At 63.4% G+C, this 24637-nt stretch carries 23 protein-coding genes; 12 read left to right on the top strand and 11 right to left on the bottom strand.

The features are described 5' to 3' along the window. Positions 1 to 14: 14 nt before the first annotated feature. Positions 15 to 800: an enoyl-CoA hydratase/isomerase family protein gene (locus NCR37_RS20950; protein ID WP_250474761.1), complete on the bottom strand. Its 786-nt coding sequence runs from the start codon at positions 798 to 800 to the stop codon at positions 15 to 17. Between the two features lie 288 nt (positions 801 to 1088). Here NCR37_RS20950 and modA point away from each other — a divergent pair, with 288 nt between their 5' ends. The 3 genes from modA to modC are packed head-to-tail and all read left to right on the top strand — an operon-like array spanning position 1089 to position 3670. Continuing rightward, complete coding sequence (gene modA, locus NCR37_RS20945; protein WP_250474760.1) at positions 1089 to 1841, top strand: molybdate ABC transporter substrate-binding protein; 753 nt, start codon at positions 1089 to 1091, stop codon at positions 1839 to 1841. A 7-nt stretch (positions 1842 to 1848) separates the two neighbouring features. Next, positions 1849 to 2529, top strand: coding sequence for a molybdate ABC transporter permease subunit (gene modB, locus NCR37_RS20940; protein ID WP_250474745.1), 681 nt, complete (start codon positions 1849 to 1851; stop codon positions 2527 to 2529). After that, complete coding sequence (modC, locus tag NCR37_RS20935; protein ID WP_250474744.1) at positions 2522 to 3670, top strand: molybdenum ABC transporter ATP-binding protein; 1149 nt, start codon at positions 2522 to 2524, stop codon at positions 3668 to 3670. Before modB ends, modC begins: the two co-directional genes overlap by 8 nt. Here modC and NCR37_RS20930 read toward each other — a convergent pair. Continuing rightward, positions 3645 to 4247 carry an NUDIX domain-containing protein gene (locus NCR37_RS20930; protein ID WP_250474743.1) on the bottom strand — a complete coding sequence of 201 codons (603 nt, stop codon included), beginning with the start codon at positions 4245 to 4247 and terminating at the stop codon, positions 3645 to 3647. The genes modC and NCR37_RS20930 overlap by 26 nt on opposite strands. Positions 4248 to 4439: 192 nt before the next feature. Between NCR37_RS20930 and NCR37_RS20925 the strand changes: the two genes are divergently transcribed. Together NCR37_RS20925 and NCR37_RS20920 are read left to right on the top strand one after the other, a co-directional pair. Then, positions 4440 to 4784, top strand: coding sequence for a hypothetical protein (locus tag NCR37_RS20925; protein ID WP_502800568.1), 345 nt, complete (start codon positions 4440 to 4442; stop codon positions 4782 to 4784). Between the two features lie 24 nt (positions 4785 to 4808). Continuing rightward, on the top strand, positions 4809 to 5324 hold the full coding sequence (locus NCR37_RS20920; protein WP_250474742.1) for a glycine zipper family protein: 516 nt from the start codon (positions 4809 to 4811) through the stop codon (positions 5322 to 5324). Positions 5325 to 5330: 6 nt separating this feature from the next. Here NCR37_RS20920 and NCR37_RS20915 read toward each other — a convergent pair whose 3' ends face one another. Then, positions 5331 to 6173, bottom strand: coding sequence for a hypothetical protein (locus tag NCR37_RS20915; protein WP_250474741.1), 843 nt, complete (start codon positions 6171 to 6173; stop codon positions 5331 to 5333). Positions 6174 to 6213: 40 nt separating this feature from the next. After that, on the bottom strand, positions 6214 to 6966 hold the full coding sequence (locus tag NCR37_RS20910) for a lipoyl protein ligase domain-containing protein (protein WP_250474740.1): 753 nt from the start codon (positions 6964 to 6966) through the stop codon (positions 6214 to 6216). A 268-nt stretch (positions 6967 to 7234) separates the two neighbouring features. Here NCR37_RS20910 and NCR37_RS20905 point away from each other — a divergent pair, with 268 nt between their 5' ends. Next, positions 7235 to 7465 (top strand): hypothetical protein, encoded by a 231-nt coding sequence (locus tag NCR37_RS20905; protein ID WP_175945753.1) that lies wholly within the window; start codon positions 7235 to 7237, stop codon positions 7463 to 7465. A gap of 5 nt (positions 7466 to 7470) precedes the next feature. Here the strand turns inward: NCR37_RS20905 and NCR37_RS20900 are convergent, their stop codons facing one another. Continuing rightward, positions 7471 to 8238: an SDR family oxidoreductase gene (locus NCR37_RS20900; RefSeq protein ID WP_250474739.1), complete on the bottom strand. Its 768-nt coding sequence runs from the start codon at positions 8236 to 8238 to the stop codon at positions 7471 to 7473. 140 nt (positions 8239 to 8378) lie between these two features. Next, complete coding sequence (locus NCR37_RS20895; RefSeq protein WP_250474738.1) at positions 8379 to 8876, bottom strand: hypothetical protein; 498 nt, start codon at positions 8874 to 8876, stop codon at positions 8379 to 8381. A gap of 232 nt (positions 8877 to 9108) precedes the next feature. Between NCR37_RS20895 and NCR37_RS20890 the strand changes: the two genes are divergently transcribed. Both NCR37_RS20890 and NCR37_RS20885 read left to right on the top strand, forming a co-directional pair. Next, positions 9109 to 9813 (top strand): glutathione S-transferase N-terminal domain-containing protein, encoded by a 705-nt coding sequence (locus NCR37_RS20890; protein WP_250474737.1) that lies wholly within the window; start codon positions 9109 to 9111, stop codon positions 9811 to 9813. A 399-nt stretch (positions 9814 to 10212) separates the two neighbouring features. Next, positions 10213 to 10575: a hypothetical protein gene (locus tag NCR37_RS20885; protein ID WP_250474736.1), complete on the top strand. Its 363-nt coding sequence runs from the start codon at positions 10213 to 10215 to the stop codon at positions 10573 to 10575. 77 nt (positions 10576 to 10652) lie between these two features. Here the strand turns inward: NCR37_RS20885 and rpoD are convergent, their stop codons facing one another. The 5 genes from rpoD to NCR37_RS20860 form a co-directional block, all read right to left on the bottom strand. Then, complete coding sequence (gene rpoD, locus NCR37_RS20880; protein ID WP_250474735.1) at positions 10653 to 12656, bottom strand: RNA polymerase sigma factor RpoD; 2004 nt, start codon at positions 12654 to 12656, stop codon at positions 10653 to 10655. A gap of 188 nt (positions 12657 to 12844) precedes the next feature. Continuing rightward, entirely contained in the window at positions 12845 to 14173 is a 1329-nt protein-coding gene (locus tag NCR37_RS20875; RefSeq protein WP_250474734.1) for a replication protein O, read from the bottom strand. A gap of 298 nt (positions 14174 to 14471) precedes the next feature. Further along, positions 14472 to 15443, bottom strand: a complete 972-nt coding sequence (locus NCR37_RS20870; protein ID WP_250474733.1) for a ParB/RepB/Spo0J family partition protein — start codon at positions 15441 to 15443, stop codon at positions 14472 to 14474. Beyond that, entirely contained in the window at positions 15444 to 16622 is a 1179-nt protein-coding gene (locus NCR37_RS20865; RefSeq protein ID WP_350029074.1) for a ParA family protein, read from the bottom strand. Between the two features lie 183 nt (positions 16623 to 16805). Beyond that, positions 16806 to 18689, bottom strand: a complete 1884-nt coding sequence (locus NCR37_RS20860) for a site-specific integrase (protein ID WP_250474731.1) — start codon at positions 18687 to 18689, stop codon at positions 16806 to 16808. A 226-nt stretch (positions 18690 to 18915) separates the two neighbouring features. On the opposite strand from NCR37_RS20860, the gene NCR37_RS20855 reads away from it, so the two are divergent. The 4 genes from NCR37_RS20855 to NCR37_RS20840 form a co-directional block, all read left to right on the top strand. Beyond that, the gene (locus NCR37_RS20855; protein ID WP_250474730.1) at positions 18916 to 20253 is read left to right on the top strand and encodes an Nramp family divalent metal transporter; all 1338 of its coding nucleotides are present in this window, start codon (positions 18916 to 18918) and stop codon (positions 20251 to 20253) included. A 24-nt stretch (positions 20254 to 20277) separates the two neighbouring features. Next, positions 20278 to 21432, top strand: coding sequence for a dienelactone hydrolase family protein (locus NCR37_RS20850; RefSeq protein ID WP_250474729.1), 1155 nt, complete (start codon positions 20278 to 20280; stop codon positions 21430 to 21432). Between the two features lie 29 nt (positions 21433 to 21461). Beyond that, positions 21462 to 23798 carry a cytochrome P450/oxidoreductase gene (locus tag NCR37_RS20845; protein ID WP_250474728.1) on the top strand — a complete coding sequence of 779 codons (2337 nt, stop codon included), beginning with the start codon at positions 21462 to 21464 and terminating at the stop codon, positions 23796 to 23798. A gap of 642 nt (positions 23799 to 24440) precedes the next feature. Further along, a partial coding sequence (locus tag NCR37_RS20840) for a thiolase family protein (RefSeq protein WP_502800567.1) occupies positions 24441 to 24637 on the top strand: 197 nt, incomplete at its 3' end.

Below are 24637 nucleotides of genomic sequence, written 5' to 3'. Positions count from 1 at the left end.
CCGTCCGTCTGCGCTCAGGCGAGCCACGACGGCTTGCGCTTTTCGAGGAAACTGCGCACGCCCTCGCGCCCTTCTTCCGATGCGCGTATTCGCGCGATGCGATCCGCCGTGTCCGACATGAGCGTCTCGTCGATGGCGCTGCCCGCGAGATCCGCGACGAGCCGCTTGCATTCGCGCACCGCGTTCGGGCTGTTCGCGGCGATGCTGGCGGCGATCGCGTCGACGGCGGCGTCGAGCGCATCGGCGGCGACGACCTGATGCACAAAACCGATGCGAAGCGCCTCGGCCGCGTCGAAGCGCTCGGCCGTCACGAAATAGCGGTGCGCTGCGCGCGCGCCCATCGCGCGGATCACGTAGGGCGCGATGGTCGCGGGCATCAGGCCGAGCCTGGCTTCCGACAGGCAAAAATGCGCCGTGTCCACGCTCACCGCGATATCGCACGCGGCGACGAGGCCCACGCCGCCCGCGTAGGCGTCGCCCTGCACTCGCGCGATGACCGGCTTCGCGCTCGCATAGATGGTGTTCAGCATGGTCGCGAGACCGAGCGCGTCGGCGCGATTCTCGGCGTCGGTGAAGCCCGCCATGCGTTTCATGTAGTTCAGGTCCGCGCCCGCGCAGAATGCCGGCCCGTTTGCGGCCAGGACGATGGCGCGCACGTTGGCGTCGTCGTTGAGCGCGCGAACCGCGGCGGTCAGCTCGACGATAGCCGCGTCGTCGAACGCATTGCGCACGTCCGGCCGATCGAGCGTCACGCGGGCGATCGGGCCATCGACGGCGAGTTTCAGGCGTTGCAGGTTCATTGCATCGCTCATGTCTTGTCTCCTCGTTTGCCGCAGCATGTGAGTAGCACTCATTTCTCACGGGCGCGAGAATCGCGCCATCTGGCACAGTTTCGTCGATAACCGTAATCGCGGTCAACCGCTTCCTGTGAGGCAGGCTCACACGAAGCCAGCGCCCGCTGGATCCTCATCATGTCACGAACGCGCGTAATATATTCGGCTATATTACGCAGCCTCGTCCGGCCAAAGATGCCGCGACCTACCAATACGACGAAGAAAAACAGGAGCCGTTACGTGAAGACCCGTTTCATGCGCAGAATGCTTGGCACGTTGCTTCCGCTCGCAATCTGCATGGCCGCGTCCGCTGCGTTCGCCGGCGAAGTGCAGGTCGCGGTCGCCGCCAATTTCACGGCGCCCATGCAGGCCATTGCCGCCGACTTCGAGAAGGACACGGGCAACAAGGTCGTCGCCTCGTATGGCGCGACCGGGCAGTTCTATGCGCAGATTAAGAACGGCGCGCCGTTCGAAGTGTTCCTCGCCGCCGACGACACCACGCCCGCCAAACTCGAAACCGAAGGTCTGACCGTGCCGGGCAGCCGCTTCACCTACGCGACGGGCGCGCTCGCGCTGTGGTCGGCGAAAGACGGCTACGTGGACGACGAGGGCAAAGTACTAAAGAAGAACCAGTTCGCGCACCTTGCGATAGCGAATCCAAAGGCGGCGCCTTACGGGCTCGCCGCGAGGCAGGCGCTCGACAAGCTCGGGTTGACGCAAGCCGTCGCGTCGAAAATCGTGGAAGGACAAAACATCTCGCAGGCGCACCAGTTCGTCGCTACGGGCAACGCGGAACTCGGCTTCGTCGCGCTGTCGCAGATCTACAAGAACGGCAAAATCAGCGGCGGTTCGGCGTGGATCGTGCCCGCCTCGCTGCACGAGCCCATCAAGCAGGACGCGGTGATCTTGAGCAAGGGCCGGGACAATCCGGTCGCGAAGCAGTTCGAAGACTATCTGAAGGGTCCGAAGGCTGCGGCGGTCATCAAATCGTTCGGTTATCAGCTCTGAGCGGACCATGCCGATCGATTCCGCCGACCTACAGGCAATCGCGCTGACGCTCGAACTCGCGTCGCTCGCGACGGTGCTGCTGCTCGTCATCGGCACGCCGGTCGCGTGGTGGCTCGCGCGCACCGCTTCGCGCATGAAGGGCCCGGTCGGCGCGGTCGTCGCGTTGCCGCTCGTGCTGCCGCCGACGGTCATCGGCTTCTATCTGCTCGTGCTGATGGGGCCGAACGGCATTGTCGGCAAGCTCACGCAGGCGGCGGGCATCGGTCTCTTGCCGTTCACGTTCGCCGGGCTCGTCGTGGGTTCGGTGATTTATTCGCTGCCGTTCGTCGTGCAGCCGCTGCAAAACGCGTTCGAAGCCATCGGCCGCCGGCCGCTCGAAGCCGCCGCGACGCTGCGCGCGGGTCCCTGGGACACGTTTTTCACGGTGGCGCTGCCGCTTGCGCGGCCGGGCATCGTCACGGCGACGATTCTCGGCTTTGCGCATACCGTGGGCGAATTCGGCGTCGTGCTGATGATCGGGGGCAACATTCCGGGGCGCACGCGCGTGGTCTCCGTGCAGATTTTCGATCACGTCGAAGCCCTGGAATACGCGCAGGCGCACTGGCTCGCGCTCGGCATGGTGCTGTTCTCGTTCGTCGTGCTTCTTCTGCTCTATTCGACTCGCCGGACGGCGGCGGCGCATGTCTGAACTCACGTCATCTCCGCTCATGCTCGACGGCGCGCGCAGCGGCGCGACGCACGCGGCCATCGAAGCGCGCTTCGTCGTCGAACACGGCAGCTTTTCGCTCGATGTCGACCTGAACCTGCCGGGGCGCGGCGTCACCGCGATCTTCGGCCAGTCCGGATCGGGCAAGACCACGCTGTTGCGCTGCATCGCCGGGCTCGCGCGCCCGACGCGCGGGCGGCTCGTCGTGAACGGCGACGTGTGGCTCGACGCCGAGCGCCGCGTTTTCCTGCCGACGCATCGGCGCGCGCTCGGCTACGTCTTTCAGGAAGCGAGCCTTTTTCCGCACCTGAGCGTCGAAGAGAACCTGCGATTCGGGCTCAAGCGCGTGCCGCCCGCAACACGCCGCGTCGATCTCGCGCAGGCCGCGGAACTGCTCGGGATCGCGCATTTGCTCGAACGGATGCCGGCGGGTTTGTCGGGCGGCGAGCGGCAACGCGTGGGCATCGCGCGGGCGCTGCTGACGAGCCCGCGTCTGTTGCTGCTCGACGAGCCGCTCGCGTCGCTGGACCACAAGCGCAAGCTCGAAATCCTGCCGTATCTCGAGCGCCTGCACGACGAGCTCGATATCCCGATGCTTTACGTGAGCCACGCGCCCGAGGAAGTCGCGCGACTTGCGGATCATCTCGTGCTGCTCGACGCGGGCCGCGCGCTGGCGAGCGGTCCGATTAGCGAGACGCTCGCCCGGCTCGACCTGCCGATCGCCCTCGCCGACGATGCCTCCGTGGTGCTGGAAGGCATCGTCGCGAGCTACGACGCGCGGTATCGGCTGCTGACGCTCGCGCTGCCGGGAGAACGCGCGACGCTGCGCGTGCTGCACGACCCCGTCGCGCAAGGCAAGCCGATGCGCGTCGCGGTGAAGGCGCGCGACGTGAGCCTGATCACCGGCGGCCATGACCATACGCTAAGCAGCGTGCTGAACGTGCTGTCCGCGACGGTAACGGCCATTGCCGAAGACGCGAATCCGTCGCAGGCGGTCGTGCGGCTGGACGTGGACGGCTCGCCGCTGCTCGCCCGCGTGACGCGCTACTCGCTGGATCGCTTGCATATCGCGCCCGGCATGCCCGTGTGGGCGCAGGTCAAGGCCGTGTCGCTGCTTGCCTGAGCGCGAGGTGCTGCAACAGCATGATCGTCTTGCCGTCCATGATCTCGCCGCGTTCGATCATCGCCATGGCCTCGGTGAGCGGCGGTTCGATCACCTCGATTTCCTCGCCCTCGTCAATCACGCCGCCGCCGTCGCCGACGCGCATCGCGCCGTCGTACTCGCCGATATAGAAGTAGAGCTTTTCCGTCACCGATCCGGGGCTCATGAACGCCTCGAAAATCTTCTCGATGTGGCCCACGCGGTAGCCCGTCTCCTCCTCCACTTCGGCGCGGATGCGGGCATCGGGCGTTGCGTCGTCGAGCAAACCGCCGGGCGCTTCGACCAGCATTCCGTCATGGCCGTTGACGAACGCGGGCATGCGGAACTGGCGCGTCAGAAGAACCGTGCCGGTACGCGGGTTGTGCAGGAGGATGGTCGCGCCATTGCCCCGGTCGTACGTCTCGCGGCTTTGCCGCTGCCACGTGCCGTCGCGGCGCCGAAAATCGAAGATCACTTTTCTGAGCACGTACCAGTCGTCGGACAGCGTGACTGTCTCGACGACGCGAACGCGTTCTTTCGTGCCGCCTGCATCGGTCATGATCGCCTCGGTTTCGGGTGTTCTTGTCACGCATTATTACCGGGTAACACGCCGAAAGAATGCGTCGCCGTGCCGTAATTGAAATTCTTCCGCGACTGGAATAGCGTAGAAGAATGCACGCGTCGCGGCCATGTGGAAGCCGGAAGTTTCCTGTCGCGAAGCAACCGAGCAAGAAATTTTTTGGAGAAAGTCGTGAATCGCCTGAAGGCTCTTATCGCGATGTCGGTGCTCGCTACCGCTGGTGTGGCGACAACCGCGAGCGCGCATGGCGGCCATGTCGGTATCTGGTTCGGCGCGCCGCTGTATTACCCGGTGGCGCCCGTGCCGTACTACTACTATCCGCCCGCGCCGGTGGTCGCGGTGCCCGCCGCGCCGACCACGTATGTCGAACAAGGACAGGCCGCGGCCGCTCCCGCGCAGCCGAGCGGTTCCTGGTACTACTGCGACGGATCGCGCACGTACTACCCGTATGTGAAGGACTGCCCCGGCGGCTGGCGCGAAGTGCCGGCGCAACCGTCGCCGCCCTCTACCCAATGATGAACTGCTAACGAATTCACGTTCATGAACTACCGAAGGCTCGTATTTCTTCTCGCGCTCACCGGCCTGTCCGCCTGCACCGTCATGCCGAGCGGGCCGAGCGTCATGGCGCTTCCCGGCTCGACCAAGACGTTCGACCAGTTCCGGGCCGACGATGCCTCGTGCCGTCAGTTCGCGCTCCAGCAGGTCGGCGGCGTCAGCGCCGATCAGGCCGCGACCAACAGTGCGGTCGGGAGCGCGGTCGTGGGCACCGCGATCGGCGCGGCGGCGGGCGCGGCGTTCGGCGGCGGCTCGGGTGCGGCCATCGGCGCGGGCGCGGGCTTGCTGACAGGCAGCGCGTTCGGCGTCGGCGCGGCGCAGTCGTCCGGCTACGGCGCGCAGCGCAGCTACGACTACGCGTATCTCCAGTGCATGTACGCGGCGGGCGACAAAGTGCCCGTCAGCGGCGCCGTGCGAACCGTCCCGCCGAACGGCGCTTACTCGGCCCCGCCGCCGCCACCGCCGCCCGGCATCCAGCCGCCTCCGCCGCCTTCGACCTGAGCCGAATCAACGGCGTCGGCGCCAGCTATCGTCGGCGGGGCGCGCGTGGGGATCGAGCGGAGCGACCATCCCCGGCGCGACCAGGAGCCCCGTTACCCAGCCGATGTAGAACCGCAGGTCGCTCCAGAACTCCGCGTTCGTGTAGATGCGAAAGCTCTGTACGTGCGCAAGCCACAGCGCGACTTGCAGCACGCCGGTCAGCGCGAGCCATGTCGCCGCGACCACAGCCGTCGCGCGGGCGCAGCGGCGAAACGTGGACGGGTCCCAATGCTCGCGCACGACCACGGAACCCGCGATCAGAATCAGCACCGAAGGGACCAAGGTCGTCGCGATGACGCGCCCTCCCCACTCGAAGGCCAGACCGCATAGGTAGCCGATCACGACCGCGAGCAATGCCGCCGGCCATGCCGTCCAGCGCGGCCCGCGCGCCGTGAGCCACGCGATGGTGATGAAGAAAGGCATCGCCGCCCATTGAAGCGCCTGCGCGACCGCTTTCGCGAGATTCGCGCCGGCCTGCTCGTTCGAATGGCTCGCGGCGACATACACGGTGATCGCCTCGTGCACGCAGACGGCCACCACGGCAAAGCTCAGCGCTTCGCACGCGGCGAAGGCGGGCGACTTGTTGTGCCGTCGGTGCGTCGCATCCTCGCCGAGCGCGCGCACGCGCTCCAGCACCGGATCGACGAAGAACGCGAGAATCGCGCCGATCAGAAGCGCCGCGGCGGCGTCGGTCAGCGAGAAGTGTCCGACAAGCGAGACGAGTCCTTGCCACAGAAACTCGGGCGCGGCCGCGCAGACGGCGACCCACAGCGCAAAAAAGAAGCCGTTCGATGCACGTCTGAGCGGCATGGCCACCTCGATGCGGTTGAAACGGACAGCAACCAGACGCTCAACCTGTCTCGGGCAGCGAAGCCCGCGCAAGACGCGCGGCGAGCGCATCGCACACGCGCGCGTGCAGGTCGGCGGGAATCTCGAAGCATTCGTACGCGAGCGCCTGCGCAACGGTGACGGCTTTCATCTCCTGATAGCGGCGTCCGCTGCCGATGAGCGCTTCGAACGCGTTGGCGCGCTCGTTAATTTCGACCGGGTCGGCATCGATCAGCAATACGGCGTGGGCGAGCACGGCGTAGAGCGGCGTATCGCGTTCATCGGCGGGTTGCGGCGCGCGCCGCCAGTACTGCGCGGTGCCCGCGATTTTTCGCGCATCGTTGCCCGGCCCCCACGCCAGGTTGAAGCGTCCATCGCAAAAGGAGCCGTTCACCGCCTGATGATGCGTGAGGACGCCGAGTGTTTGCAGCGCGTCGGCCAGAATGCCGCACAGGTGCAGATAGACCGTGTCGGCGAGCGCGCCCATCGGCGCGCGCACGGGATAGGCAAGGCTCAGGTTCACGATGCCCGGTCCTTGCGGCACCAGGCCGCCGCCCGACAGACGCTGCCACACCGGACAGCCGCGCCGCGCAAAGCTCGCGCGGGCATCGGCGAGCGCCGGGTAGCGTTGATAGCTGCGCGGCACCGAGAGCGAGACGGGCGCCGTCCAGATGTGCGCGACCGCATCGCCCGACCCGGCGCGCGCAAGAAGTGCTTCCTCGGCGTCGAGCGGATCGCCGGCAAGCATCGCGGGATCGAGCAAAACGAAGGGCATGGGATCAGGTGAGGGCCGCGCCGGTATCGACGCCACCGGGAGATGGTAGCGAAGATCGGCGGCGGCGACCAAATGCGTGCAGCGGTTTCGCGTGATACCGGTTCGGACGCCGCGCCCGGAGCGATCTTCACAAGCCGCAGGCTTTCGAACCCCGGGTAAACCGCCCCGCGCGCTTCATCGTTCAGGCCATATGATGCTCGAATCAGCACACGAGACATGCGCCAGCTTGCCCAGGCCGGCGATAAGAACATCAAGAAGGAGACGACCGATGACGAAGATCGCCTACGAAGATTTCGAGCGGCAGGTAGTGCAGCATCACCTGATCAAAGGCAACGTGTACGAAAACGGCGCGGCGCTCGTCGAACGCGCGAACCGGTGGATCGCGGAGAACCGCATCGACGTGTTGAACGTGGAAAGTCTCTCGACCTTCGGCGCCGGTGACGATACCAGCGTCAGCCACTGGTACTCAGGCATTCGCGTCTGGTATCGCACCGAATAGCGCGTTCAGCCGCGGCCGACGAACGGCATTTTGGTCGCCATCACGGTGTGGAACAGCACGTTCGCTTCGAGCGGCAAGTTCGCCATGTACAACACGGACTGGCCGACGATCTTCACATCCATCATCGGCTCGACGGCGATCTCGCCGTTCGCCTGCGGCACGCCGCGCGACATGCGCTCGGAGAGTTCGGTCAGCGCGTTGCCGATATCGATCTGCCCGACCGCGATGTCGTACTTGCGGCCATCGAGCGATGCGGATTTCGTCAGGCCCGCGACCGCATGCTTCGTTGCGGTGTAGGCAGCCGAATTCGGACGCGGCGCGCTTGCGGAAATGGAACCGTTATTGATGATGCGCCCGCCTCTCGGCGACTGCGCGCGCATCGTGCGGAACGCCTGCTGCAAGCAATAGAACATGCCGTTCAGATTGACGTTGACGACGCCCTGCCACTGCTCCGGCGTCCAGTCCTCGAACGGGCCCGGCGGATTGCTCACGCCCGCGTTGTTAAACAGCAGATCGACGCGTCCGAAGCGCTTCACCGCCGCCTGAAAGAGCCGTTCGACCGATTGCGGATCGGCCACGTCGGTCGGCACGGCCAGACCGCGTTCGCCCGCGCCGGATTCAGCGATGACGGCTTCCAGCGGCGCGGCGCGGCGGCCCGCCAGCGCCACCGACCAGCCATCGCCTAGCAGCGCGAGCGCCGCCGCGCGTCCGATGCCGCTACCCGCTCCGGTGACGACCGCGATCCTCGAATTCTTGTTGGCTGCTTCAGGCATGTCTCCGTTCTCCTGTCGACCGGAGTGGGCGCGCGAGCGTCGTTCTCCGGTTCCGTGTGTGGAAGTGTTGGGTGGCGCGCGACAGTGCGCGCGTCGTCGATCTGGCGAGTATTATCGGCGAAACGCCTTGCAACGCCGTTTCAATGACTGCTGGTCGTATCCGTCGCGACCGTGCCCGCCGTGTTGCGCATGGGGCTGCCGTTGCAGAAGATGGCGGTCATCAGCATCGGCACCACCTCATGGACGACGGCCGTGCTACCTGCATCGCGCACGCGCGCCTCGACCGACTCCTTCGATCCGACCACGACGACGCCGTAAGCCGAATCGTTGATCGGCTCGCCCTTGCCCTGCCTGAAGAGCGCGTCGCCTTGTTCGTAGCCCAGCACGGCGTAGACGCGAAAGCCGTACGCGGTGAGATCGCTGCCGTGCGTCGGCCGAAACGCGTTCACCGAGTTGGCTTCGACGCGCATCGGGCTGGCGTCGATGTATTGCTCGTCGCGCAGCGGCGCGATGAAGCGATGCGCGCTCGACTTGCAGTCGAGCTGTTGTTCGAGCGGGTAAGCCTGCGACACGCTGGGCAGCAATCCCCCAGCTACAGCGGCGAGCGCGGTAAGCGTTGCGAGAGGAACGGTTTTCATGGCAGCGGCAAGGCAGCGGCAAGGCAGCGGTTGAGGAGTCTGGTCGTTGAAATCCCGGCTGTCGGCGCCGGTTTTGTCGCGGAAGCGTGGCGGATGTCGCATTTTTTGAGCCAGCTTCCGCGAAATGCGGGACGGTGACTGTTGCGGCAGCATGGCGAACGCCATTCGCGCGATTCTGCGTCGAGAGGGCGAACTCGTTATATTGAGCAATTCCCATTAAACAGGACCCGCCATGCCCGCGCTCTCCGACTTTCCGATCACCCGCAAATGGCCCGCGCAGCATCCCGACCGTATCCAGCTTTACTCGCTGCCGACGCCGAACGGCGTCAAAGTGTCGATCATGCTCGAAGAAACCGGCCTGCCCTACGAGCCGCATCTGGTGCGCTTCGATTCGAACGATCAGATGTCTGCGGAATTCCTGTCGTTGAATCCGAACAACAAGATTCCCGCGATCATCGACCCGAACGGACCCGGCGGTGAGCCGCTCGCGCTGTTCGAGTCGGGCGCGATTTTGATTTATCTCGCCGACAAGTCCGGCCAGTTGCTGCCCGAAGACCCCGCGCGGCGTTATGAAGCGATTCAATGGCTCATGTTTCAGATGGGCGGCGTCGGTCCGATGTTCGGCCAACTCGGCTTCTTCCACAAATTCGCAGGCAAGGACTACGAGGACAAGCGGCCGCGCGATCGCTACGTAGCGGAGAGCAAGCGTCTGCTCGGCGTGCTAAACGCGCGGCTCGCCGGCCGCGAGTGGATCATGGGGGACGACTACAGCGTCGCGGATATCGCGGTATTTCCGTGGGTGCGTAACCTGGTCGGCTTCTATGAGGCGCGCGATCTCGTTCAGTTCGACACCTACGCTCACGTGCAGCGCGCGCTCGATGCGTTCGTCGCGCGGCCGGCGGTGCAACGCGGGCTCGACATACCGAAGCGCGGATGACGCGAAGTACCGACGATGCACTGCGATCTTCGCGCGACGCGTGATTGCGCGACGTCTGAGGAAATGTGTGGAACGTCAGGAGCTTAGCCGCTCGATGCTCAGGATATCCACATGGTTGATCACTGAAACTGTGGACAACGACTTTGCGTTGTCGCGAGGGAGCCGCTCGAACGACACGAGAGCGAACGCGCTTTTTGCAACCGGTCCACAATAGGCGTTTCACGCGCGCATTTCGCACGACGGGCGAAACACGTTTCGCATCAACGCGTTGGCTCGGCGATGCTCAAGATATCCACACGCTTGTGCACGGAAACTGTGGACAACGCGGTGCTTTGCGACACCTGTGGACGAGCCCGGCGCGCCATGTCTCGATGAGATGCTCCGTTGGACTGCGACGCCATGAACACTGTTCCGTTCTTTGAACTTCGTAGGCGCAGCGCGCGAACGCTCGCCGCCGCTGCACTCGTCGGTTCCGTATGCGCGGGCGCGCACGCGCAGGCGGTCGGTCAATGCCCCGGCTATGTCGAAACAGATGGCGGTAGCGCATTCGACGTCGCCGCCATCGTGAAGGACAGTGGCTCGCCGCAGTCGGCGCTGGAGCGCGTGCGCCGAGCGGTATCGAAAATCGATGCGGGCGGCGGATGCTCGATCTTCGCCAACGTCCACGCTTGCGAAGAGACGGTGACGCTTGCGCGAAAGGCGATCGTCGCGCTTCAGGCGTGCGCGGCGGCATCGGCGCCGAAGGGCACGACGCGCGGTTGAGCGGCGCAGGCAAAAAAACGCGCGCCGTCCATTGGACGGCGCGCGTTGTAGCCCTCTTCGACCTGCTGCTTCTGAGCTTAGCGATCCAGGAACGGACGCAGCTTGTCCGCGCGGCTCGGATGCATAAGCTTGCGCATCGCCTTGCTTTCAATCTGGCGAATACGCTCGCGCGTCACATCGAACTGCTTGCCAAGCTCTTCGAGCGTGTAGTCCGACGCCGTGTCGATACCGAAGCGCATGCGCAGAACCTTCGCTTCGCGCGGCGACAGCGCGTTGAGCGCGTCGTCGATCGCGGCGCGCATGTTCGCGTGCACGGCAGCATCCGCCGGCGACGCGGCGCCCTGATCCTCGATCATGTCGCCGAGCGTTGCATCGGCATCCTCACCGACTGGCGTTTCCAGCGACACCGGCTGCTTCGCGATCTTGAGAATGCCGCGGATTTTCTCCTCGGGCATCTCCATACGCTCGGCGAGCACCGACGGATGCGCTTCCTGACCGGTCTGCTGCAGAATCTCGCGCGAGATGCGGTTCAGCTTGTTGATCGTTTCGATCATGTGAACCGGCACGCGGATCGTGCGGGCCTGATCGGCGAGCGAGCGCGTCACGGCCTGACGAACCCACCACGTCGCATACGTCGAGAACTTCCAGCCACGGCGATATTCGAACTTGTCCACCGCCTTCATCAGACCGATATTGCCTTCCTGAATCAGATCCAGGAACTGCATGCCGCGGTTGACGTACTTCTTCGCGATCGAAATCACGAGGCGCAGGTTCGCCTCGATCATTTCGCGCTTCGCCTGACGCATCTTCAACTCGGCAGCCGTCATCTGACGGTTGATCTGCTTGAGCTGCTTGAGCGGCAACGCGACTGCGGCTTCGATGTCGATGAGTTTTTGCTGCTCTGCCTGAATGGCCGGCAAACTGCGTTCGAGCGATGCACCGTATTGCTTGGCGCTTGCCGCCGTGCGCGCCGTCCATTCGAGGTCGGTCTCATGTCCCGGGAACGACTCGACGAACTTCTCGCGCGGCATGCCGCAGCGATCCACGGCGATCTGCAGAATGCGACGTTCGATCTCGCGCACTTGCGCGACTTGCTGCTGAACGTTCGCGCACAGACGGTCGATGGTCTTCGCCGTGAAGCGGATAGATCCAAGTTCGCGCTGAATCTCGGCGCGCGCACGTTCGACCGCCTTCGTTGCTGCGGCGCCCGAACCTTTCGGATGACTGGCTTGTTCGGCCAATTCGCGCACGCGAGCGAAAATTTCGAGGCAGTCGGCCTTCAGCTGCTTCAAACGCGCTTCGTTCGATGCACCCGCGTCGCCACCTTCGATGTCGCCGTCGTCGTCTTCGTCGCTATCCGATTCTTCGGCGTCCGTATCGATGTCCGTCGAATCCGTAACTTCGGATGCCGAAAGTTCTTCTTCCGCGGCGTCGTCCTCCTTGAGACCGTCGACAAGTTCGTCGATCTTTAGCTCGCCGGATTCGACTTGCGCGGCGTCTGCCAGAATGCTCGCCACCGTCGACGGGCACGCGGCGATCGCCTGAATCATCTCGTGCAAGCCGTCTTCGATGCGCTTCGCGATAGCGATTTCGCCGGCGCGCGTGAGCAGTTCCGTCGCGCCCATTTCGCGCATGTACATGCGAACCGGGTCGGTCGTGCGGCCGAATTCCGAGTCGACGGTCGAAAGCGCGTTTTCCGCTTCCTCTTCCGACTGTTCATCGGTCACGACGGTCGGCGCGTTGTCGCTCAACAGAAGCGTTTCGGCGTCCGGCGCTTGCTCGTAGACGGCCACGCCCATGTCGTTGAACGTGCTGACAATGGTTTCCATCGCCGCCGTCTGCGCGAAGTTGTCGGGCAAATGGTCGTTGATCTCGGCATGCGTCAGATAGCCACGCTCCTTGCCCAATTGAATCAACGCGCGCATTTGACGCTGGCGCTCTTCGTCCTGCTCCGCCGTCATCACGACATCGGGCTGCACGTTGCCGGTCTGGCCCTTTGCTTTGCCTGCGCGTCGGCCCGGCGACTTGCGCGCCGGCGCGACGATATCCAGCTCCGAATCTTCCCGATCAAAACTTGCCATACTTTCTCCTCGACAGGTTTGCTCGGCGATGACAGGTCCCCGGAAGCGAGCGTTCGGCCCGCATGGATATCGAATTATTTTCGATCACGGACGGCTTGCTGAGAATCGCATCGAGCAAAGCGCGCAAACCGGCTAGTCGCGCAGCTTGCATATTTCAATCGCCTCTAGAGGCGGAACCTTAGAGTGTATCAGGGTTTGTTGCGACGCAGCAGGTTTTTCAGAAGGTCTGCTCGTTCCGGCGAAAGGTCAGACAGCATGGGCCGCAACGTTGCGTGGCCCTTTGCCCGTAGCGTCTTAGACTTCTCGCTCCCATTCGATCTGAGGGCGAGACCGACTGTTTTCAACTTGAGCATTTGTTTGAGGGCGTCGACCTGTTCTTTGCTTCGCGAGGCGTGCCTCGTGGCCGCCGATTCGCATTGTTCGGCGGGCGCGCAACGTGGCGATGCTGCCGCGACGTTGGCAGCGCTAACCGTAGTGGGCACGATGTGCCCGGCGTCCAAAGCAGCGATGAATTCCCTGGCCCACGATCCAACGCGCACGCGAGGACGCGCTTCATGTCGGTGATGCGCGGTCAATTCGATTGCGTTCGCGGAAACAACATAGCGCGTAAGTCCGTCGCGACTTGCAAACACTTTGCCGGCGATGGCCTTTGTGGCCTGCTGGACGTGCAAGTCGTTCGAGGCGCGCGTCTCTTGTTCCGCGGACTCAGCGCGAATCGTGCGGACCCGATAGGCGTAGTCGACCGGCTTTTGCAGCAAAGCGCGCAGATAGCTAATCGGGTGCCGGGCGCGTTTCAGATGCTCCCAGGTCGTCTCTACGACGTCGGAGAGGAGCTTTCCGTGTCGGCGAGCTTCGGCCATGAGTTTGAAAATCAAAAAATCACGAAATCCCAGAAGCTGCAGGCGCATGAGGTCGGCGGGGAGGCGGCCCGGTTGTCTCTTTTGATTAGTAGGGGATAGATCCTTATATATAGCACCGTCTGCCAGGGTGACAGACGGTGCGGTCAAGAATGGGGCGGTTGTGTTGCGCGCAGGCGCCCCCTCTGACTTATGCAGCGAGTCAGTGGCCTGTTGGGAACTCTCGGTCAGCCCGAGCACGTCGGCCGCCTTAGCTGTCAAGTACAGATAGGCTCGACCGAAAAGACCGGCACTGCCGTACCGTGTTTGCGGAGGACGCGTGATGAACCCTGCCACCTCCAGATCTTCGAGGCTGCGATAGAACGTGCGCATGGATTGAAGCGCTCGGCCCGTCAAGAGTTCGCGACGGGCGAAGATTGCTGCGAACGGCCGGTTTGCATCGACTGTCCGCGCAAGGGCGGCAAGTACGGCGCGGGCGCGAGCAGGTAGCGCTGAAAGGTGACTGGCGCGATGCGCTGCGCGAAAGATCACCCATGGTAGGTTCGACCGGTCACAAGCGTATTCGTCCAGTGCCTGTTGATCTGCTGGGCCACCGAGCGAGTTGTGGTTTTGCGGACGAGAATCACCCTCGCCTGCAACGGAAAGTTGCGCGATATGCATGTCAAGTGTGTCCATTTCGAGAAATGGCGGGCAAATGCTTGACTGCCGATCGCGATCCGCTAAACTTCGAGATGTGCACTCGTGACCCGATTGGCGTCGGGAAGCGAACCGGGCGAACCGCAGTTAAGCCCGAATTCAAAAGCCTTCGGTTGGCGCCGAAGGCTTTTGTCTTTCTACAGCGTGTCGGTTACATGGTTACCTCGGCCAGTTCATCACTGGTATCAAGCTAGAGGGATGTCAATGCGTGATTGGCTGACCTATGCCCTAAGTGCTTGATTTTTAACGATTACCTACTAGGTTACTCATCGGGGGCTGCTTCGCTTAGTGATTTGCTAATGAAATCCGCTATGCGCTGTCCCCAATCGCTCGCCGCGTCGGCATCTTTTTCGAAGAAACGGACGCCTACGACTCCGTTACGCGTTGTGACTTCACACACCTTTCGACGTCCGGCGCGAACGACCGTCGAGCTGGGAGGGGCTGCCTTCGGTTTCTCGGCAACTAGCGCAACGGCCCTGTCCTGAGTGAAATTCTCGTCGTCCACAAGACGTCTAACCGCTTCGACGACTTTCTCGGATTTGCCCGCTTCCGCCAGCGCGGCGAGCTTCTGGGCAGCATTGCTTCCGAGACGCTCGGGCTTCGTCGCCAAAACCTCCTTGGCCTCGTCCGGTAGTGCGTCGAACGAGAAGATCCGGCTCACATGGCTTTTGCTCAAACCCGCGCTCTCGGCGATCTCGGTACGCGAAAGTCCGCTTAACTCCTGGAGCCGCTTGAAGTTCCAATACTTCTCGAAGTCGGTCAGTGACGGCGACAGAAGGTTGGAGAAAAAAGCGGCGAACTCGATCTCGCCTTCCTCGATGGATGCAACGTTCGCACGAATGCTGCTGCGTCCCAATTCACGGTAAGCCGCGACCCGGTTGTGACCCGCTACGATTTCATAACGTCCGTCTGCGATGGACCGGACGAGAATCGGCGTTGCGAGGGCGTGCTGCGCGAGATTGCTCTTCAACTCCTGAAATTGTTCAGCTGTGAGCTTTCTGCGACGCCCCGGCACCTCAACCAGCGCGTCGAGCGATACCTCGAGTGCTGCTCGCTCTTCCAGTTGCGATTCGAGTTCCTTGATCCGCGCCTGCGCTGTGTTGATTCGATGCTGCGCATCCATCAGCCTTCCAGGCGACGTGCGCGGCTCGGTGTTCGTTGGTCGCTGAGCCGAATCAGTCGGCTTACTCCCGACGTTCGCTGTCTTCGCGAGAAGCCTGTCCCCAATCCCCATTTAATCCTCCTTCTGGTTCCACGCGCGGACGAACTGCGCGTCGAGATGTTCTGCAAGCCGATCAAGCGGCTCCTTGAACCGGTTGTAAGCGGCCGTGCTTCCGTCCGGTTTCGACAAGTCATAAACGGTGGAGAGCTGCGCAGACGCACCCTTCGGCACCGTGGACTCGGGAATCTCGAACGGAAGCACTCGATCGCCATAGGCTTTCTGCAGCCAGCCTCGTACTACCCGGGATACATCGTCCGACTTAGCTTTGGTCAAGATCACGTTGACGAAGTCGAACCGCTTTTGCTCGAGTACGCCTGGCAGCTTCTTCGCGATGTCCGCGAAGAGATGCCAGAACTGCGTCGAACTCGCAAAGTCGAGGGCCTCGGGCGGGCAGGGCAGAAGAATGGCGTCGGACGCAAGGAGCGCGTTGATCGTCAGATAGCTGAGCGCGGGCGGCGTGTCGATCACGATTGCGTCGTAGTCGTCCGTCAATGGCAGCAAACCCTTGCGGACGATTTCCCAGAATTCGAAGGTGCTGTCGTTCAGCACTTTCGCCGGTATCTCGAACTCAGCGTCGAAGAGCGACGAGGAAGCCGGGATGAGATCGAGGTTGTGCCAGTAAGTCTCCTGGACGGCATAGCGGAGCGTCTCCTGGTCACCATAGATCAGCGGCAAGAGTGTCTGGTCGTCGGAAATCTCGGCGTCGGGCGCCCAGCCGCACAGCTGCGTCGTCGTGCCCTGCGGATCGCAGTCGATCACTAAGACGCGTCGGCCAAGGAGCGTCAATGCCTGCGCAGCCGAAACGGCGGTCGTCGTTTTCGCGACGCCGCCCTTGAAGTTCGCCACCGTGACGATCCGTCCGCGCTTGCCCTCGGGACGCCTGACGCGTTCCTTCGTCGCCCGGATCCAGGTCAGCGTTTCCTCCAGCGTGAACTCTTTGCTTCGTCCCGCGCCTTTCGACGTTCCCGCCGGCAGCTCGCCCTTTGTCGTCAGGTATTGAAACCGCTGCTTGTCGATACCGCACAGTGATGCGACCTGCGCGCTCGTGAAAGTCGGTGCGCTCTTTCGCGGGTACGGCTCCAGCATCGCGTCGCGGATCTGATTGAGGATGTCAGTGGCTTGAGCGGCCACCCCCAGAAGCGTTTCGATGGAAACGGATTGATCGACTTCGGGAAGCCGGGCGCTTAACATGGAGTTCGCAGTCACTGGCGGGCCTGGGTAAGCAAATAATTCTTCGGTTTGTGGAAAACATGCTGCAAACCGAAGAATAAACGCCCAACCGGTAAACCTCAAGTAAACTCTGAAGTCGTTTCCGCGCCTTTTCAGGCATTTTTACAACGCCCGGGCGTGCGCAAGGCTGTGCTAAGCGGACTCTTAAGATGTTCCGAGCGCGAAAGTGTCCCGTAAAAGCCGCTCGACGCCAAGTAAACGTCTCCAGCCATCGCCCTGTAAGTACAGCGATGTGGTCGAGAGGCTCGCATGCCCGAGTCCCTTGCCGATCTCGACGATGTCCGCGCCGTGCGCGAGCGCATGCGCGGAATGCGTGTGCCGCAGCCAGTGCGTGCTCGCGAGCGCGAGGCGACGCCCCGATCCCGGGACGTCTCTTTCCGCAGCAGCGGCGGCGCTCGCGAAAATCGCCTTAAACAGCTTGCCGATGCCGTCGGGCGTAATCGATCCGCCGTTTCGCGACTGAGCGAGCAGTGGCGTGCCTTCCGGGCAGCCCAGCGCGTCGGGGAGTCCGCGCATCGCGAGGTTTTCTTCAAGCGCCTCGATCACGATTGGCGGCAGAAGCACCGACCGGTCCCCGTTTCTCCGCGACGCATGCTGGAAGCTCAGCCGCCACACCGGCGCATCGACGCCGGGAAGGCGCCCGACTGACAGCATGTCGGTCGTCGCGCTAGCCAACTCGGAACGACGCAATCCGGTGGCGTACGCGAGCAGCAGCGCGAGCCGGTCGCGGTGTTCCACGAACGTGTACTGAGGCCGGGTCACGGCATCGAAAACGAGCCTCCACTGCTCGAAATCGAGCGAACGCGTCTCTGCGTCGAAGATAGACGGCGTCGCCGCTCGCTCCATACCGCTGAACGGATTCGTCGCCAGATAACCGATCTCGACCAGCCATTCGCACATTGCGTTCAATATCGAGCGGGCTGTTTCGCGGCTTCGATCGGACAACGGACCCGCGAACGGCCGCCATACCGCGAGGCAGCGCTCGACGCGGCATTTCACCACCCAACGCGCGGGACTCGGATTGACGAGAAAAGTATGAACATACTGGCGGCAGTCCGGCGAAGTCAGTGACGACAGCGGCTTATTTCTCTCGATCAACGCCCACAGCAGCAGTCGCTCGGCCTCGCGCCGATAGGCCCGCCGGGTGTGCTCGCTCGCCGCACGCGCGTCGAGCCACGCCTTGACCGCTTCGATATCGGTGCGGAAACGACAGTTCGAGCCACCCGCCCGATTCGTCCCGTTCGAGCCGTCGAGCGGGGCAGGGACGCGAATCGCTTCGAGCGGCGCGATAGCAACCGCGTCACCGTTCGAAACGGGCCGCTCCGGCGTCTCCTCAGACCACTGCCGCCGTGGCATCAATGCCAACGGCGAAAGCCTGTGCCCGAGCGCGTCCGAGTGCAGTTGCAGCCAGTCGACGATGCGTTGCGCGCCCTTGGGACCAAGTCGCGGCACTGCGGTGTACCACCGATGTCGTCGGCGCTCGACCAATGCGATCAAGTCCGCGATCGTCTCGATACCAGCGGCCGCGAGCCGCGCCGCGACTGCCGGTTCGAACCATCCGTCGACCGGATGTGCCGGCCGCGGATCGTGGACGAGCGTCGCTTCCATTCGTGCAAGCGCATCCGCCTGGCGCCGACGCAGTCGCATGTTCCGCGCGCTTCGCCGATCCACCGTCGGAGACGCATCCGCGGGATATGCCTCCCGATACAACGCGAGAAGTTCCGCTTCGCCAAATACACCATCCGGATCGATGCGCTCGCGGAACGTCTCGAGCGAAGGCGCGCCTCGGGCGAGTTCGGCGGGCGGCGACGGAATGCTTCCCGGGCGCAATCGAAGAAGATGCGCGGCTTCGATGTCGTGCGCACGGCGCGCGAGCACAGACAGCGTGTCGCGCAGGACAGCGATGAGCCGCCGAGTGCTGCGCACGTCGCTGCCCGAATCGCCATACGATGCATGAAGCTGCGCCTCCGACACGCCGTCGAGATAACCGCGATACAGGGCAAAATGTTGTCGCGTGAGGCGAGGCATTGCGGGCCCTTCATGCAACGCGCCTTGAGAACGGGAAATTTTGTCTTTGATATCAGTCATTTGCGGCGAGATTATCAACTAGGTGTGAAATTGACAACCTAAATCGCTACATCTGATAAGTCGCATTATCAGCAGTCAGCGCCGACGTCCCGCCCGGAACTTGTATCTTTAATCCGCCCGGCGCATATTCGTCCACTGACAAGCGCCTTACCGGAGGCCCGTGCCGATGCGCGACCCTCGCCCCGCGTACAAAGATGCTCGACAGGACGATTTGCGCCCGAGTTTGCCGGAGGTCTACGCGTCGGTGCGAGTGCCGGTCGGCGGCAGCTGGTTTCGGCGACTCCTCGCGTTCGCCGGACCCGGCTACATGATCTCGGTCGGCTACATGGACCCCGGCAATTGGGCGACGGATATCGCCGGCGGATCGCGCTTTGGCTACACGTTGCTCGCGGTCGTCCTGTTGTCGAACCTCATGGCGATCCTGCTGCAGGCACTGGCCGTTCGGCTCGGCGTCGCGACGGGGCGCGATCTCGCGCAGGCATGTCGCGAACATTACTCCCGGCCCGTCAATTTGGCGCTGTGGTTCGCCTGCGAAATGGCAATCATCGCGTGCGATCTCGCCGAGGTCATCGGTACGGCCATCGCGCTGAAACTGCTGTTCGACATTCCGCTCGTGTTCGGCGCGCTGATCACGGCGCTCGACGCCTTTCTTCTATTGCTCCTCGTCAACAGAGGCTTCCGTTTTCTAGAAGCATTCGTCATTGCGCTGCTGGCCGTCATCGCCGTGTGCTTTGCGTTGCAGATTGCCGCCGCGGCGCCGCCGGTCGCGCAAGTGCTGCGCGGCTTCGTGCCGTCCCCGCAAATCGTGGCGAACCGCGAGATGCTGTACCTCGCGATCGGCATTCTCGGCGCGACGGTCATGCCGCACAACCTGTATCTGCATTCGTCGGTCGTGCAGACGCGCGCCTATGGTGCTTCGGTGAATGCGCGCCGCGAGGCCATCCGCTGGGCGACGATCGACAGCACCCTCGCGCTGACGCTCGCGCTGTTCATCAACGCCGCGATCCTCGTCGTGGCAGCGGCCGTCTTCCACAGCAGCGGTCACGATCAGGTGGCGGAAATCGCCGACGCGTTCCATCTCCTGTCGCCGCTGCTCGGTCTCGGCATCGCGTCGACCTTGTTCGCGGTCGCGCTGCTTGCCTCCGGTCTGAATTCGACGGTGACGGCCACGCTCGCCGGCCAGATCGTGATGGAAGGCTTCCTCCGGTTGCGCTTGCCGAACTGGGCGCGCCGCCTCGTGACACGATCCATCGCCATTGCGCCCGTTATCGCCGTTACCGCGATTTACGGCGAAAGAGCCACCGGCCAACTCCTCGTCCTGAGCCAGGTGATCCTGTCGATGCAACTGCCGTTCGCCGTCGTGCCGCTCGTGCGGTTCGTCTCCGACCGCAGGAAAATGGGCGCCTTCGTCATCGGCAGATGGCTGGCGGCGCTCGCGTGGCTGGTCGCCGGCGTCATTGTCGTGTTGAATGTGAAGCTGCTTGCCGATACGCTGCTTTCCTGACCGACGACTCCGGAGACGCCTGACATGGCTGGGACTTTCATCGACATCGCCGCCCGCGAAGGCGGCCCGATTCGCGCGTACGTGACACGCCCGGCGCAAGGCTCGGGACCGGGACTGCTGCTCCTGCACGACTCCGCGGGCCTCGACGACTTCGCGCAATCGACCGCCGAGCGTTTCGCCGAGGAGGGCTATGTCGTGCTGGCGCCCGAGTTGGCGGGGCGCGAGCTGCGGGGCGGCGGCGTGTCGATGGAAAACCTGGCGGCGGTCATCGAAGCCCTGCGCGCGCTGCCGGAACATGCGGGAAAAGTGGGCGCGGTCGGCTTCGGCGCGGGCGGACGGCTTGCCGTGCAGGCCGCGGCGAACGCGGACATCGACTGCGCGGTGGCTTACTATCCCGACGACCTCGCCGCCTGCCTCGACGACCTGCGCACCATCCGCTGTCCGATGGTCTTCCATTTCGCGCAAACGCAATCCAGCGACGCGTTTGCCGGCAAGCCGCAAATACAGCGCTATATATATAGCGGCTGCGCGCCGGGTTTCGCCGTGCCCGCCACGTCCGCCGACTCGCCGTACGACAAACCCGCCGGGCTGATGGCGTACTCGCGCACGCTCGGCTTGCTGCGCGAGGTGCTCGGTCCGGTCTACGACCTCGACCGCCTGTGGGAACAGCACTGCTATTTCGAATTCGCGACGCGCGATGTCGACGCCGTCATGCCGACCATGGTCGCCGAACCGTACGTCAATCATGTGCCGACGATGACGGGCGGCGTCGGATACGACGAGCTCAAACGCTTCTACCGATACCACTTCGTTCACTCGAACCCGGACGACACGAAGCTGATCCCGGTCTCGCGCACGATCGGCGCGGACCGGATCGTCGACGAATTCGTGTTCTGCGCGACGCATGATCGCGAGATCGACTGGTTGCTGCCGGGCCTCGCGCCCACGGGCCGCTATTTCGAAGTCCCGATGCTCGCGGTGGTCCGCTTTCGCGGCGACAAGCTCTATAACGAACACATCTATTGGGATCAGGCGTCGGTGCTGGTGCAGATCGGCGTGCTCGATCCGACCGGCCTGCCTGTCGCCGGTCGCGAAACGGCGCAGAAGATGATCGACGAAACGCGGCCGAGCAACACGCTGATGCGCAACTGGGCATCGAGCGAAGGAAAGCCGGTCTGACACATATATAAAATAAGGAGACGAACCCGATGACCGACGCAAACACCGCGACGCCCGCGACGACACCCGCGACGCAATGCCCTTTCCATTCGACCGCGCCGAACGGCTGCCCGGTGAGCGCGCGCGCCGCGGATTTCGATCCGTTCAGCGACGGCTATCAGCAAGACCCGCCCGAGTACGTGCGCTGGGCGCGCGAACAGGAGCCGGTGTTCTATAGCCCCAAGCTCGGTTACTGGGTCGTCACGCGCTACGACGACATCAAGGCGATCTTCCGCGACAACCTGACGTTCAGCCCGTCCATCGCGCTGGAGAAGATCACGCCCACCGGGCCGGAAGCGAACGCGGTGCTCGCGTCGTACGGCTTCGCGCTCAACCGCACGCTCGTCAACGAGGACGAGCCTGCGCACATGCCGCGCCGTCGCGCGCTGATGGACCCGTTCACGCCCGAGGCGCTCGCGCATCACGAGCCGATGGTGCGCGCGCTCACGCGCGAGTACGTCGATCGCTTCATCGACGATGGCCGCGCCGATCTGGTCGATCAGATGCTGTGGGAAGTGCCGCTGACCGTCGCGCTGCATTTTCTCGGCGTGCCCGAGGAGGACATGGACACGCTGCGCGAATATTCCATCGCGCATACGGTGAACACGTGGGGCCGACCGAAGCCGGAGGAGCAGGTCGCGGTCGCGCATGCGGTCGGCAAGTTCTGGCAGTACGCGGGCAAGGTGCTCGACAAGATGCGCGAGGACCCGTCCGGCCCCGGCTGGATGCAGTACGGCATTCGCAAGCAGCAGACCTTGCCCGACGTCGTGACGGACTCCTATCTGCATTCGATGATGATGGCGGGCATCGTCGCGGCGCACGAGACGACGGCCAACGCGGCCGCCAACGCGATCAAGCTGCTGCTGCAACACGGCGAGGCGTGGCGCGACATCTGCGAAGACCCGAGCCTGATTCCGAACGCAGTCGAGGAATGCCTGCGGCACAACGGATCGGTCGCGGCGTGGCGGCGGCTCGCGACGCGCGACGTGAAGATCGGCGGCATCGACATTCCGGCGGGCGCGAAGCTGTTGATCGTAACGTCGTCCGCTAACCATGACTTGCATCAGTTCGCGGACGCCGATCTCCTCGACATCCGCCGCGAGAACGCCAGCGATCAGCTGACGTTCGGCTACGGCGCGCATCAGTGCATGGGCAAGAATCTCGCGCGCATGGAGATGCAGGTTTTCCTCGACGAACTGACGCGCCGCCTGCCGCACATGCGCCTCGCCGATCAGCGTTTCACGTACGTGCCGAACACGTCGTTTCGCGGGCCCGAGCATCTCTACGTCGAATGGGATCCCGCGCTGAACCCCGAGCGCACGAATCCGTCGGCGCGGGAGCCGCGCGCGACGGTGCGCATCGGCGAGCCGTCGTCGCATGCGGTGAGTCGCGCGGTGATCGTCGAGTCGGTGTCGATATGCGCCGATCGCATCGCGCGCGTTCGTCTCGTAGCAGCCGATGGTCGCGCGCTGCCGCGCTGGACGCCGGGCTCGCATATCGACGTCATCTGCGGCGACAGCGGCCTCTCACGGCAGTATTCGCTTTGCGGCGATCCTGCCGATTCGGCCGCCTACGAGATCGCCGTGTTGCGCGAGACCGCGAGCCGCGGCGGTTCGGCATGGGTACACGAAAACGTGAAGCCGGGCGCGCACTGGCGCATTCGCGGGCCGCGCAATCACTTCCGGCTCGATCCCGCTGCGCGCAGGCTCGTGCTGATTGCCGGAGGCATTGGCATTACACCGATCAGCGCGATGGCGCGTCACGCGCGCGAGCACGGCATCGACTACCAGATTCACTACAGCGGTCGCAGCCGCGCGTCGATGGCTTTTCTCGACGACCTGCGCGCGCTGCATGGCGAACGGCTGCGCGTGTACGTATCGGAGGAGGGCGCGCGCAACGACTTTTCGGCGCTTCGCATCGAAGCGGGCACGCAAGTCTATGCCTGCGGTCCGGCGCGCATGATGGACGCGCTTTCGACCGCGAGCGCACGGTGGGCCGAAGGCGCGCTGAAGATCGAACATTTCGAATCCACGCTGGGCGCGCTGGACCCGTCCAGTGAGCACGCATTCGAAGTCGAACTGCGGGATTCGGGTCTCACGGTGACCGTTCCGCCCGATCAAACGCTCCTCGCCACGCTCAGACGCGCGAACATCGATATTCAAAGCGATTGCGAAGAAGGACTATGCGGTTCCTGCGAGATTCGCGTGCTCGACGGTGAAGTCGATCATCGCGACGTCGTATTGACTAAAGAAGAACGATTAACCAATACGAGAATGATGGCGTGTTGTTCGCGAGCGAAAGGTATCAAACTGGTATTGGCGATTTAGCCTTATAGGGCAAATTGCCGCAATACATCGGCATGTCATAAAGTCGCTACATGTCGGCTTGTTGACGTAGACAAAATCGGCAAATACTAAGCAGATAATGAAAAGGTGCATTGAAGTGGTCCGATGCCCGACGGAACGGCTGGCGCTGCACGCACCAGCCGATTAAGTCCTTGCGCGGGGCGGACGCCGAGCTTTCATCCAGCATTCATCAGACGAGCGCACAATTTCCCTTGCTAAACAGCAGTTTTATTGCACGGCCGTTCGACCTTTCCCCGAAGTAGCCGCATCTTTTATGCGGCACTTCTTACCTTACATAGGGTTATTACCTAGGAATATGAAAACTTTTGTCGATGTTTTGCGTTTAGAATGACTTCTGATTGGTGCGGCGCACAAGCGTACGCCCTGACTTACTTCCCCGACCGGATGCAATTAACGCGTGCAACATTGCATGCGGCGAATCTGCGCTTGCGTGTTTTCCGCGCATCAATGCAATCGGGAGAAGGCCGTTGTCGACCTGAGAGTCTAATCAAAAGCCCGTGTAAATAGGCTGCGTCGTTTGCATCGAAAGCGCGTGATTGAGTGCGTGGACGAAGCGCATGAGAACCGTGATTCACGAGATCTGCTGTTCAACGAGGATTGAAGATGAATGACGTAGTGATCGTATCGGCCGCGCGCACCGCGGTCGGCAAATTCGGCGGCTCGCTTGCGAAGATTGCAGCGCCGGAACTGGGCGCCACCGTAATTCGCGCGGTGCTAGAACGCGCGGGTCTGAAGCCCGAGCAAATCAGCGAAGTCATTCTGGGTCAGGTGCTGACCGCGGGCTCGGGCCAGAACCCGGC

Source organism: Caballeronia sp. GAFFF1 (assembly GCF_023630705.1).
GTDB lineage: Bacteria > Pseudomonadota > Gammaproteobacteria > Burkholderiales > Burkholderiaceae > Caballeronia.
The sequence above is the reverse complement of the archived record's forward strand: the minus strand, read 5'-3'. Positions and strand labels throughout refer to the sequence as shown.

Bases quoted from the DNA above. Each gene is read 5' to 3' on its own strand.
- NCR37_RS20950 (WP_250474761.1), bottom strand. From the start codon at position 800: ATGAACCTGCAACGCCTGAAACTCGCCGTCGATGGCCCGATCGCCCGC.
- NCR37_RS20870 (WP_250474733.1), bottom strand. From the start codon at position 15,443: ATGGGGATTGGGGACAGGCTTCTCGCGAAGACAGCGAACGTCGGGAGT.
- NCR37_RS20910 (WP_250474740.1), bottom strand. From the start codon at position 6,966: ATGCCCTTCGTTTTGCTCGATCCCGCGATGCTTGCCGGCGATCCGCTC.
- NCR37_RS20860 (WP_250474731.1), bottom strand. From the start codon at position 18,689: ATGCCTCGCCTCACGCGACAACATTTTGCCCTGTATCGCGGTTATCTC.
- NCR37_RS20895 (WP_250474738.1), bottom strand. From the start codon at position 8,876: ATGAAAACCGTTCCTCTCGCAACGCTTACCGCGCTCGCCGCTGTAGCT.
- NCR37_RS20900 (WP_250474739.1), bottom strand. From the start codon at position 8,238: ATGCCTGAAGCAGCCAACAAGAATTCGAGGATCGCGGTCGTCACCGGA.
- NCR37_RS20875 (WP_250474734.1), bottom strand. From the start codon at position 14,173: ATGCATATCGCGCAACTTTCCGTTGCAGGCGAGGGTGATTCTCGTCCG.
- NCR37_RS20915 (WP_250474741.1), bottom strand. From the start codon at position 6,173: ATGCCGCTCAGACGTGCATCGAACGGCTTCTTTTTTGCGCTGTGGGTC.
- NCR37_RS20850 (WP_250474729.1), top strand. From the start codon at position 20,278: ATGGCTGGGACTTTCATCGACATCGCCGCCCGCGAAGGCGGCCCGATT.
- NCR37_RS20865 (WP_350029074.1), bottom strand. From the start codon at position 16,622: ATGTTAAGCGCCCGGCTTCCCGAAGTCGATCAATCCGTTTCCATCGAA.
- modB (WP_250474745.1), top strand. From the start codon at position 1,849: ATGCCGATCGATTCCGCCGACCTACAGGCAATCGCGCTGACGCTCGAA.
- NCR37_RS20890 (WP_250474737.1), top strand. From the start codon at position 9,109: ATGCCCGCGCTCTCCGACTTTCCGATCACCCGCAAATGGCCCGCGCAG.
- NCR37_RS20845 (WP_250474728.1), top strand. From the start codon at position 21,462: ATGACCGACGCAAACACCGCGACGCCCGCGACGACACCCGCGACGCAA.
- NCR37_RS20885 (WP_250474736.1), top strand. From the start codon at position 10,213: ATGAACACTGTTCCGTTCTTTGAACTTCGTAGGCGCAGCGCGCGAACG.
- NCR37_RS20905 (WP_175945753.1), top strand. From the start codon at position 7,235: ATGACGAAGATCGCCTACGAAGATTTCGAGCGGCAGGTAGTGCAGCAT.
- modC (WP_250474744.1), top strand. From the start codon at position 2,522: ATGTCTGAACTCACGTCATCTCCGCTCATGCTCGACGGCGCGCGCAGC.
- NCR37_RS20855 (WP_250474730.1), top strand. From the start codon at position 18,916: ATGCGCGACCCTCGCCCCGCGTACAAAGATGCTCGACAGGACGATTTG.
- rpoD (WP_250474735.1), bottom strand. From the start codon at position 12,656: ATGGCAAGTTTTGATCGGGAAGATTCGGAGCTGGATATCGTCGCGCCG.
- NCR37_RS20930 (WP_250474743.1), bottom strand. From the start codon at position 4,247: ATGACCGATGCAGGCGGCACGAAAGAACGCGTTCGCGTCGTCGAGACA.
- NCR37_RS20920 (WP_250474742.1), top strand. From the start codon at position 4,809: ATGAACTACCGAAGGCTCGTATTTCTTCTCGCGCTCACCGGCCTGTCC.
- modA (WP_250474760.1), top strand. From the start codon at position 1,089: ATGCGCAGAATGCTTGGCACGTTGCTTCCGCTCGCAATCTGCATGGCC.